The 11,547-nt window shown below is 64.6% G+C and carries 8 protein-coding genes; 3 read left to right on the plus strand and 5 right to left on the minus strand.

Translation table 11 applies throughout. The features are described 5' to 3' along the window. From asnB to ABFD92_10595, 3 genes are read left to right on the plus strand one after another with little or no spacing between them, the layout of a single operon-like run. The gene (gene asnB / locus ABFD92_10585) at positions 1-1,881 is read left to right on the plus strand and encodes an asparagine synthase (glutamine-hydrolyzing) (protein ID MEN6504977.1); all 1,881 of its coding nucleotides are present in this window, start codon (positions 1-3) and stop codon (positions 1,879-1,881) included. Continuing rightward, positions 1,878-2,810 (plus strand): methionyl-tRNA formyltransferase, encoded by a 933-nt coding sequence (locus ABFD92_10590; protein MEN6504978.1) that lies wholly within the window; start codon positions 1,878-1,880, stop codon positions 2,808-2,810. Before asnB ends, ABFD92_10590 begins: the two co-directional genes overlap by 4 nt. 5 nt (positions 2,811-2,815) lie before the next feature. Then, on the plus strand, positions 2,816-4,063 hold the full coding sequence (locus ABFD92_10595) for a glycosyltransferase (protein MEN6504979.1): 1,248 nt from the start codon (positions 2,816-2,818) through the stop codon (positions 4,061-4,063). Between the two features lie 3 nt (positions 4,064-4,066). Here the strand turns inward: ABFD92_10595 and ABFD92_10600 are convergent, their stop codons facing one another. Genes ABFD92_10600 through ABFD92_10620 form a run of 5 tightly spaced genes read right to left on the minus strand, consistent with a single transcriptional unit; the run spans position 4,067 to position 11,425 of the window. After that, a complete protein-coding gene (locus ABFD92_10600; protein ID MEN6504980.1) occupies positions 4,067-4,891 on the minus strand; it encodes a class I SAM-dependent methyltransferase in 825 nt (274 codons plus the stop codon). Next, positions 4,888-8,271: a glycosyltransferase gene (locus ABFD92_10605; protein MEN6504981.1), complete on the minus strand. Its 3,384-nt coding sequence runs from the start codon at positions 8,269-8,271 to the stop codon at positions 4,888-4,890. Before ABFD92_10605 ends, ABFD92_10600 begins: the two co-directional genes overlap by 4 nt. Positions 8,272-8,282: 11 nt before the next feature. Next, the gene (locus ABFD92_10610; protein MEN6504982.1) at positions 8,283-9,074 is read right to left on the minus strand and encodes an ABC transporter permease; all 792 of its coding nucleotides are present in this window, start codon (positions 9,072-9,074) and stop codon (positions 8,283-8,285) included. Continuing rightward, on the minus strand, positions 9,075-10,307 hold the full coding sequence (locus tag ABFD92_10615; protein ID MEN6504983.1) for an ABC transporter ATP-binding protein: 1,233 nt from the start codon (positions 10,305-10,307) through the stop codon (positions 9,075-9,077). It abuts the gene before it with no gap. Continuing rightward, a complete protein-coding gene (locus ABFD92_10620) occupies positions 10,298-11,425 on the minus strand; it encodes an ABC transporter ATP-binding protein (GenBank protein ID MEN6504984.1) in 1,128 nt (375 codons plus the stop codon). The genes ABFD92_10615 and ABFD92_10620 overlap by 10 nt, the downstream gene beginning before the upstream one ends. Positions 11,426-11,547: the final 122 nt, after the last annotated feature.

Below are 11,547 nucleotides of genomic sequence, written 5' to 3' on the forward strand. Positions count from 1 at the left end.
ATGTGTGGAATCGCCGGCGTACTCAATGGCAGCGATCGGGCGGTTTCGCCGGCCATCATTAAAAAGATGACCGACATCCTGGCCCACCGAGGCCCGGACGGCGAGGGGATGTTCGTCGAGGGTAACGTGGGCCTGGGGCACCGCCGCCTGGCGATCATCGACCTGACCGAGGCCGGCCATCAGCCCATGACGACACCCGACGGGCGCTACACCATCAGCTACAACGGCGAGGTGTACAACTTTCGCGAGCTGCGGCACGAACTGGAATCGCTGGGCTGCAGCTTTCGCTCCCGCACGGATACCGAGGTGGTGCTGCAGGCGTACGCCCAGTGGGGCAAGGACGCCCTGCACCGCTTCAACGGGATGTTCGCGTTAGCGATCTGGGACCGCCTGCGGCGCGAGCTGTTCGTCGCCCGCGACCGGTACGGGATCAAGCCGCTGTACTACCTCTTCCGCGACGGCGCGTTCGTGTTCGGCTCGGAGATCAAGGCCATCCTCCAGCATCCGTCGTACCGCCCCGAGCTGGACCGCCCGGCGCTGCTGGAGTACATGACCTTCCAGAACTTCTTCACCGACCGGACGCTGTTCAAGGACATCCAACTGCTGCCGGCGGGCAGTTACCTGATCGTGCGGCCGCACCCGCAACCGGCGCCAACCGCGCCGGTGCAGTACTGGGACTGGAACTTCCGCCAGGGCGACGACGACGGCGACGAGCGCGAGTACGTCGAGGAGCTCAACCGCCTGTTCGTCCAGGCCGTCAAGCGCCAACTGGTCAGCGACGTGGACGTCGGGGCGTATCTCTCGGGCGGCATCGACAGCGGGTCGATCACGGCCGTCGCCGCCGCCGAGCTGCCGTACATCCGGACCTTCACCTGCGGGTTCGACCTGCATTCGGCGTCGGGGCTGGAGCTGGCGTTTGACGAACGGGAGAAGGCCGAATACCTCTCGTTCCTGTTCAAGACCGAGCATTACGAGATGGTGCTCAAGGCCGGCGACCTGGAGCGGTCGATGGCGCGTCTGGCGTGGCATATCGAAGAGCCTCGCGTGGGGCAGTGCTATCCGAACTATTACGTGGCGCAACTGGCGGGCAAGTTCGTCAAGGTGGTCTTGTGCGGCACGGGCGGGGACGAGCTGTTCGGCGGCTATCCGTGGCGCTATTACCGGGCGGTGGTCAACGACAGTTTCGAGCACTACATCGACAAGTATTACGACTTCTGGCAGCGATTGATCCCCAACAAGATCATCCGCAAGGTTTTCGACCCGATCTGGAGCGACGTGGAGAACACCTGGACGCGCGACATCTTCCGCGGCGTCTTCAAGAAGCATCTTCCCACGCTGACGCGCCCCGAGGACTACGTCAATCACTCCCTGTATTTCGAGGCCAAGACGTTCCTGGGCGGCCTGCTGCTCATCGAAGACAAGCTCAGCATGGCGCACGGCCTGGAAAGCCGCGTGCCGTTCCTGGACAACGACCTGGTCGACTTCGCCATGCGCGTGCCGGTGCATTTCAAGCTGGGCAACCTCTCCGAGGTCGTCCGCATCAACGAGAACAATCCCGGGCCCAAGACCTCGCGGTACTTCAACAAGTCCCAGGACGGCAAGCTGCTGCTGCGCAAGTGCATGGCGCGCCACGTTCCAGCCGAGATCGCCGACGGCATCAAGCAGGGCTTCTCCGCCCCCGACGCCAGTTGGTTCAAAGGCGAGAGCATCGACTACGTGCGGCGGACCCTGCTGAGCCGCGACGCGCGGATCTTCGAGTTCCTCGACCGCACGGCCTTGCGGCAACTCGTCAGCGACCATCTCGAAGGGCGCGAAAACAGGCGGCTGCTGATCTGGTCTTTGTTATACTTGGAAACCTGGTTGACCAAATTCCTCCCATGAGCAACGACCGCACAGTCCTGTTCGTCGGCAGCAAGCGCATCGGCCTCGAGGCCCTCAAAGCCCTGTCGCGAAGCGTGGGCGGACGCGTCAAAGCCGTCGTGACGGCGGACGACGCGGCCGACGAACGCTCGATTTTACCGCAGTTTCAGTCACATTGTGCGGCCGCCAAGCTGCCGCTGTCGGTCCTGCACAAGAGCAGCGACCTCAAGGCGGTCGTGGCGGCGCAGCGCCCGCACGTGGTTGTGGTGGTGGGATGGTACTGGATCCTTCCGCCGGAGCTGCTGGCGATGGCGCCGGGCGGATTCGTCGGGGTACACGGGTCGCTGCTGCCCCGCTACCGCGGACAGGCGCCGCTGGTGTGGGCGATTTTGCGAGGCGAAACGCAGGCCGGCGCCACGATGTTCTACTTCGATGACGGCATGGACACCGGCGACATCGTCGATCAGAGAACCGTCCCCATCGGTCCCGAGGACAGCATCGCCGAAGTGCTGGCGGCAGTGCAGGAGCAGACGATCGACATGGTCGCCACCCACGCCCAGGGGCTGCTGGAAGGCACGGCCCCGCGGCGCCGGCAGAACGCCCTGGAGGCGACGTACGGTTCTCTGCGGCGCCCCGAGGACGGGCGGATCGACTGGTCCGCTTCGGCGCTGGAGGTACACAACTTCATCCGCGCCCAGTCGCGCCCGTACCCCGGCGCGTTCACGACGCTGGGCGACGGTCGGGAACTGCGCATCTGGCGGGCGTCGGTTTTTCCGATGCCCTACTACGGCATAGCGGGGCTGGTGGCCCAGCCGTTCGACGGGGGCATCGTGGTCCTCTGCGGGCAAGGGGCCATCATCGTGCGCGACTGCCAGACCGCCGATGGTCAGAGCGGTCCGGGCGATCTGCTCAAGTGGGGCGCGCGCCTGGGCGGCAGCGCACCGGCATGACGCCCATGTCAGGCACCGCAACAACGTTTCTGAGACACGCAATCCGGTTCGGACGCCGCGCGGCCGCGCGGGCGGTCCGCCTTTTTGCCAGGCCCGCGCGGGTGGCGCCGCTGGAGCGTCAAGACCCGCCGCGGCGCCCGCAGCGGCTGCTGCTGGTGGCCTGGTTCGACCCCAAAGGCCTTTCGACTATTGCCGAAAACATCGCCTCGATCGGCAGGCTGTCGCGATTCTCGTTCGATCTGCTGAATCTCTACCGCAGACCCTTTGGGCCGATGGCGATCCCCGCCGCGGTGCGCCTGGACGACTATGCCGGCCTGTTCATCCATTGCACCGCCAGCTATGACCCGGCGAACCTGCTGGCCCTGGACGCGCATCGCCGCGAGAAGATCGCCGACTATCGCGGGCTCAAGATCATGATGAAGCAGGACGAGCACTACCGCACCAACCGGGTGATCGACTACCTGGCGCGTCAGCGGTTCGACCTGCTCCTGACGTGCATGCCGCCTTGCAGCGTGGGGCAGGTGTACGGCGACCCTCGCCTGGCGCGCCTGCGGTTCCTGCACACGCTGACGGGCTACGTCTCCGACCGCATGCGGCAGTTCCGCCTCAGCCAGCGCGATGAGCGACCGATCGACGTGGGCTACCGCGGTTCGCTCCAACCCTTCCATTTCGGGCGCTTGTGCTACGAAAAGCAGAGCATCGGCTACGCCTTCAGCGAGTTCTGCCGCCGGCGAGGGCTGGCGTTCGACATCTCCAGCCGCTGGGAAGACCGCTTCCTGGACGAGTCGTGGTTTGGCTTTCTGGGCCGCTGCAAGGGCATCCTGGGAACCGAATCGGGCGCCAGCATCTTCGACTTCGACGGGTCGGTCGAGACCGCCGCGACGGATTATCTTCGCCGCCATCCCGACGCGCCGTTCGAGGAGGTCTGGCAAGCGGTGCTGGCGCCGGTCGAGGGGAACGTGTACTACAACCAGGTCTCGCCGCGGCATTTCGAGGCCGCCGCCACGCGCACGGTTCAACTGCTGTACGAAGGGCAGTATTCGGGCATCTTCCAGAAGGACCGCCATTACCTGTCGATCCGCCGCGACCACGCCGACGCCGACGAGGCGCTGTCGCGATTGATGGACCCCGCCGAGCGGCTGAGACTTTCCGAAGCCGCCTTCGAGGAGATCATCATGAACGACCGCTGGCACTACGCCACGTTCATCAAGGAACTCGACGACGCTATCGAGGCATTGCTGGACCGACGCTAGAGTCTACAGGGCCTTTCGGGCGGTGATGTACCAGTCGAGCCCCAGAAGCCGCGCGGGCAGGCCCAGCAGCTTCTTGCGGTCGATGACGACCGACCCGTTGCGGGTCATGGGGTCCATGTTCTCCCGCCGGCAGCGAACCTCCGCGAAACGGCTGAACACCCGCCGGATGTCGCCGCGGGAGAACAGCTCCGTGAACGGCGCGGCCTCGCCGTCGGCCGAGGCGTCATATTGCGCGCGGACGCGGGCTTGCTGGTTCTCGTGGGGGCGCCCTTTGAACCATTCCGCCAGCAGGCCCAGGCCCCGCGTCTTCCACTGGCGCAGGGAGAAGCGGTTGTAGACCATGATGATCGCCCTGCCGCCCGGGGCCAGCACGCGATGGATTTCATCCACCGCCCGCTGCATGTTGCCGGTGTGGTGCAGGCAGCCGATCGAGACCGCCACGTCGAACGACGCCTCCGGGAACGGGATGTCCAGGACCGACCCGCAGATCGCCTCGCCGCGCAGACCCTGGATCCGCAGGCGGGTGTTGACCAGCTCCGCCGCGGCGGCCGATATGTCCAGCCCGCGAAAGAAACTCGCCTGCGAGGCGATGATCTGCGACAGCGTCCCGTACCCCAACCCCACTTCCAGCACCCGCCGCCCCTCGAGGCCGCAGACGTGCTTGAGCAGATACGGATAAATATCCATGTACGCCGCGTCGAAGCGCCGCAGCGATTCGGGGGAATGATCCGTGATCCCGATATGGCGTGCCAGCCCGCTGCCGCAGAGCTCCTGCCAGAATTGCCGGTTCTGCTGGTCGATCTGTTCCTGCGTCATTGCGTCAGTCATGGAAGTGCCGTTTCGCCAGGGCCACGTTCGGCCAGCAATTGGGAGTAGATTCGGTCCAGCCGGTTTCCGCCGGCCTGCGCGGAGTGCCATTTCAGGGCGAACTGGCGGCCGCGACGTCCGATCTCGCGGCGTTTGTCGGGGTTGCGCACCAGGTCCCGCAGCACGTCGTGGATGGTCGCGGGGGTGGCGCTGATGACGGGCAGCTCGTCCACATACTCAGGGATCTCCTGTCGCATCCGCCGCAGCCACTCGGGGCGCAGGTAGCAGACGGCAGGTTTGCCCAGCATCAGCGCCTCGCGCACGTTGGCGCCGAACCACCCATAGGTCAGCATGTCCACGAAGATGTCGGCCTGGGCCTGGTAGTATCTCACTTCGATGTTGGGCACGTCGTGGCAGAAGACCATCTCGACATCGAGCCCCTCGGCCTTGAGCTGCTCAATGGCCGGGGCGATGATGTGCGTACACTTGATGTTGATGTTCCTGCGCCAGTCGGGTTGCTTCGTCCGCGTGCGCAGATGGTAGTTGCCGACGGCGTGGTAGATTTTGACCGTGTCGGAGGCAGGCCGGCGGTACTGGGGCGGAATCTCCAGGTCCGGGCTCCACACGTCGGGGTCGAGGCAGAAGAACTCGGGCACCTCGTGAACTCTCGGATCGTCGTTGTAATCGGCGTTGTTGCCGCCGAGGTTGACGATGTAGTCCGACACGCTGTTGCGCAGATGGCCCCAGGCCATATTTGATTTGTCGGAGCAGACGGTCGGCTCGTCGTGCCAGCGGCAGATATCGCACACCGGGTCGCCGCCCCAGGCCCGGAAGGCGGTCTGGGACACGCCGTCCATGCACCCGGTGATGGTGAACACGATCTTCTTGCCCAGGCGCCTGAGCAACTCGATGTCCCACCCGATCGGCATGCCCGAGAACAGGTGCGGATTGAAAAAGTGGAAGTACCGCAGGCTGTTGATGCCCGAAAAGTGAAGGACATCGTAATGATCCAGAACGTCCCACAGCGGTTTGAGTTCAGCGGGAAACTCCCGCCGCATCGACTGAAGATAATGGCGCAGCGTCTCTTTCAACAGCGTGCCGGCCGCGGGGTCCCCTTTCGCCGGGGCCCGCTTGAGATATTCCGGCAACGCGGCGGACAACCGCTCGAAGGTCGCCTGATCATATTGCCGGTCCCAGTGCTCATACTCCTTGAGCATGAAGTCGCAGGAGTGCATGAAGCCCTGGGCCCCCTCTCCATGGCAGACGAGCGTGTCGGCGGTCCATCCCAACCGGCGCAGCGCACGCGAAAGATACAAGGTGTTGTAATACGCCGAACCGACAAAGAGCACTCTGCCCTTGGTCGGCAGAGCGGCCGGCGCGTCCGGGGCCGCCGGCTCCGCAACCGCCAGCGCGGCGCGGGGCGCAGCGGCGGGGGCGGCCTTGGCGGCGATTTTCATGACCTTTCGCACAACCCGCATGGGCAGGCGCGACAGCTTGAGCAGCACCTTTCCGACCGTCAGTCCGCTGAGCGTATCGAGCACCTTCCTGCGCAGCCGGCGGACCGGTCCGGGCACGAGTTGCTTGAGCTTGCCCCCCAGACTCGGCGGCCCTTGCGATAACTGGTTGATCTGCGTCGGCGTCAACGGCAGGAGGTCGTCTTGCGGGAACAGGCGCACCGCGTCGATCGACTCGTCGACAAAGTCCGCGCGGGCGCTGCGCTCGAACGCCACCACCGAGCTGATCAGCCGTACGCCCTTGCCTGGTCCGGCGGCCGCGGCAAGGACGGCGTCGACCATCTCGATGAACGTCTTGTAGCTGTAGGCTCCGGATTCGACCACGTCGCGATACGCCTGCTGCGTCATCCGCTCCAGCAGCGGGATGTCCTCGAGCTTGGCCAGCACCTCGTCGGCGTTGCTGTAATCCTTCTTGAGCGGAATGTAGTGGACGTCCTTCTTGACGACGCCGGAGTATTCGCCTTCAAAGAGCACCAGCGCCGTTCCCATGGCGATGGCCTCGAAGATCTTGGGCGAAACCTGGTTCATCACGATCCGACCCTCGCTGTCCTTGAGAAACCGCTCAAAGACCTCGTCGAAGGTCATATCCGGTTTGCGCATCAGGGCGGATTTGACCCGCGCATGAAGCGAACCGTCGAAATCGAAAACATTGGCCCCGCTCTCGGTGCCCAGGGTGGCGCGGGAGTCGCCCAGAAACTCATACCACGCCGGACCGTAGATGCGCTTGTCGTCTTCCCACTCGATATCGGCCGCCACGCCCTTGGCGCGGCAGATCTCCCGCATGTGCAGGCCGATCAGGTACTTTTCCTGCCCCAACTTTCCGTACCAGAACGGCAGGCGCCGCCCCCGATAGCCGATGACCCACCGGCGCTGGGCCGGCGGCTTGCTGCGGGGCAAGTGTTCCAGCCGGTTGGGCACGTAGCCGGTGAGATTCTCGACGAACTGCACGTGCGGAAACCGCTTTCGCGGATACACCGCATCCTGATACGCCGGCGGCACGCAGGTGAAGACCACGTGCAGCCCGAGGTCCTCGATCTGATCGCAGGTGTTGTTCGTGTGGTCGTACTCGTCCTGGATGAACAGCACCTTGAGCCCGCCGAAGGCCCGCAACCGCTTGGCGAACTCCGGCGAAAGATGCCCATGGATGCACTGTCGGACGGAGTAGTGGATGATGATGATGTCGAAGTACGCCAGGTCCATCGGGCAGCGCGTATGCCAGGTCGCGTTGCTGTAGTAGATCGCGTTGCGGGAGTATGCCGCGAAGCTCTGCAGGTACTCCGCGACCGTCCCGATGTGAATCGAGCTGGCGTCGTACAGAATCAGCACGTTGTAGCGCGTGCCTTCCGGCGCCGATTTGCGGGTGACAGACGCCAGCGATTCGATAAGCCTGGCCCAATCCGTTCCAACCCCGGCCATGATGTGCGCGCCGTTGTAGCGGCCGCCTTCACGGCACAGCGACAGCACCTCGGGCGACGCCGCCACGAGCAGATCGGTGTGGGCAAGCACGTCCGACAGGCGCTGCCGCCTTTCGTCGGACAACTCCAGCGCGCCGGCAGTGGGGCAGAAGACCTTCAAGGGGCACAGCAGGTCGATCACCGCGTCGCAGAAGCGCTCGTCGCAAACCCACAACAGCGGTCGAATGCACCGCTGCTGCCGCAGGGCCAGGTTGATCAGGCGCGTCTGCTCCCTGCCGAAGGTCGCGTAGACGTGGAGGATCATCGCGCCTTTGATGCCGCAGGGCGCCAGGCGGTACTCCTGCGTCGGCAGGTCGGGCTGCACGATCAGCACGGGCATGTGACGCGCCAGGGCGGCGGCCACGGGATGCTCGCGGTCCTGATGCGCCCGGTGATCGAGGATCAGGGCAATGTCAAAGCGGCTGTTCAGCATCGGTTCTCACGTCAAAGCGCCATCTCGAAGTAGCCCTTGAGACGGTTGTAGTACTTGAACCCGGCATACAGCATCACCAGCGAAATCATCGCCAGATATCCCATCCCCCACAGGTTGGGCACCGTATGGCTCAGAAGGGCGTCGCGATACGGTTGAACCATCTGGAAGAACGGGTTGAAAAAGTTGATCGTCCGCACCGGCGCCGGGAGCATCTGCACGGTGTAGAAGATCGGCGTGAAGAACACGATCAGCAGCGTCGCGGTCGGAATCACCTGGACGACGTCGCGCAGGAACACGGCCGTGGCGCTGAGAAACAACCCGATGCCCATCAGGAAGGCGAACTGGAGCACGATGGTGGGGATCAGAAACACCACGTGCCAGGTGGGGTAATTGCCGTCGATCAACAGCAGGATGAACAGAAACGCCAGCCCGACGGCGAAGGGCACGGCCGAGACGACCGTCGCGGCCACGGGCAGCGACTCGGACTTGAAGACCACATTCTTGACCAGCGACGACGAGGACAGCACGCACGAGGTCGTGCCGCCCAGGCTGTCCTGGATCGCCAGGTAAGGCACGAAGCCGCTGATCAGCCAGATCGCGTAGGCGAAGGTGGTTTCGGCGCCGGGGAGCTTGCTCTTGTAGATGAACCCGAAGATGAAGGCGTACATGCCCAACAGCAGCAGCGGATGCATCACGGCCCAGAATCGCCCGAGGATCGACCCCATGTACCGGTCCGACAGGCTCATGCGGACGAGGTTGCCCAGCAGCCGAAGGTCCTGCTTTGTCATTCCCAGCACGGGCATCTATTGAACCTCCGACAAGGGCATCGGCTCGACGCTCCATTGAGCCTTGGGCCAGTAGATCGGGTTGGCAAACTCGTAGAACGGGTTCTCGACCTTGAACACGATGGTCCGCCCGGCCAGGACCGCCGGTGAAGGACCGCAGTCCGAGAGCAGTTCGACCCGCAACTCGTATGACGTCTGACCGAGTCGAACCGCCTCCAGCGGCGCCTCGAACACGGCGCTGCCGCCGGAGAGATCCAGTTCGAATCCGTCCTGCGACGCGCGGCGGCAGAGCACCCCCACGCCGTTCATCCGCTCGATGCTGATCCGCAGGTCCGGCTTTGCGATCGGACCGGCGACCGTCACCGGCACGCGAATTCGCATCGGGTCCAGCACGTCGAAAATCAATCGCTCCTGCCCCGACTTGTCCAGCAACGTGATATCGCCGACCTGGCAGCCGTCGGCCGCTCCCGTGGCGCCCAGGCGCGAGCGGAACTGCTTCTGCATCGCCTGCTCGTCGAGCTTGCGAACGTGTTCGACGTAAGCGGCGGTGACGTCGGCCGGATTGCCGTCCATGACCGCGCGCCCGTCGTTCATCCAGATGCAGCGCTGGCACATGTTCTTGATCGTCTCCATGCTGTGGGAGACGACGATCAGGATCCTGCCGCGGTCGCAGATGTCCTTCATGCGGGCCGAGGCCTTGCGGCTGAAGATCGCGTCCCCCACCGACAGCGCCTCGTCGATGATCAGGATTTCCGGCGAGATAAACGTGATCATGGCGAAGGTCAGCCGCGCCTTCATGCCCGAGGAGTACGTGCGAACGGGACGTTCGATGAAGTCCCCCACTTCCGCAAAGGCCACCGCCTCGTCGATCACGGCGTCGACTTCCTTGCGGCTCTTGCCGTTGACTTCGCCGCTGATATAGATGTTTTCGCGCCCGGAGAGGTCCTCTCGCAATCCGACGCCCAGGCTCATGATGCAGTTGACGTGTCCGTCGACCTCGATGGTTCCCGATGTGGGCTGGCTCAGGCCTGCCAGCATCTGAAGTAGAGTCGTCTTGCCGGCGCCGTTGCGCCCGATGATGCCCACGCGCTGCCCCTCGTCGATCCGCAGCGACACGTTATCGACGGCCACCACCGTCCGGGCCTTCTCCTGCACGTCCTGGCGCCCGCGCAGCACGCCCAGCAGCGAGGCGGCCTGGCGCCACGCCGACAGTTGGAACACCTTGCTCAGACCGCGAGTCTCTATGAACATGCTCGCCACCTCAGAGGCTCGTTCACGTAGCTCTCGCCGCTGCCGCCGGGGCAGGTGAAATAGACGTGCTTTCCGTTGTCCCAGCCCCACGCGTCTTCCATCACGTCGGTTCTCAGCGCCCCGGTCCCCCGAAGCACCGCCGCCCCGACCAGACCCTTGCGCAGCCCCGGAGGGGCCGGATAGCCGATCGCGACTCGCGCCGGCCCCACCCCCTCAGGCAGCGCGATCTTCTCGTGCGCCGTGCTGAAAAGATTCGCCATCATTCCCAGCCGCACGTCATGCACCGCCACCTGGAAATGAAGCGTCGATCCGGACATGAGCCGGGACACGACGGCTTCGATGCGCATCTGCCCATCCGTGCAGGCGGCCGTCAGCGACTCGATGCGGGCGTGCTGGCGGGGATAGGAGGATTCGGCGCTGACGCCCGCCCAGCGATAGTACTGCATGCCCACCTCGTGCGCCTCGCCGGACATGCGGATTCGGCCCTTCTCGAGCCAGATCGCCCGGTCGCACAGGCGTTCGAGGTGACCGATGTCGTGCGAGGCGATCACCACCGTGCGCCCCGAGCAGCAGAGGTCTTTGATGCGACGGATGGACCGGCCCTGAAAATGCTCGTCCCCCACGACCAGCAGCTCGTCGATCAGCAGCACCTCCGCCGGCGAGGCCGTCACCACCGAAAAGACCAGCTTGGCGGCCATCCCGCTGGAGTAGGTGATGACCTTGCGGTCGATGACCTCTTCGAGTTCGGAGAATTCGATGATTTCCGGTTCCAGGCGGCGGACCTCTTTGCGGGTGCAGCCCTGCAAGGCCAACCGGCGGCGGATATTGTCGCGCCCGCTGAGTTCCGGCACGAAGCCCGTGGCGACTTCCAGGATGCCCGAAACGTGCCCGCCGACGCGCACCTGCCCCGCCGAGGCGTTCGAGACGCCGCTGAGCACCTTCAGCAGCGTGCTCTTGCCAGCCCCGTTGGCGCCGATAACGCCCATCACTTGCCCCCGGTCCACCTCGAAGCTCACATCATCCAGCGCCAGAAATTTTTTGCAGTTGCGGCTGCGGTTGCCCCACATCGCCTGCCCAAGCCGGCTGACCAGCGCGTATTCCTTTGAGAGATGGCTCACCGAAATCAATGATGTCTCCAGCAGCTTGCAGGAGGTCGCGTAGATTTCCCGGCGCGGGGAGTCCCGCGTCCTGGAGGATTGGGCATATCATCGTGCATCTGGTCAGGATGATAGGGCAGCGC

It is taken from the genome of Planctomycetaceae bacterium, from assembly GCA_039680605.1.
Classification (GTDB): Bacteria; Planctomycetota; Phycisphaerae; order SM23-33; family SM23-33; genus JAJFUU01.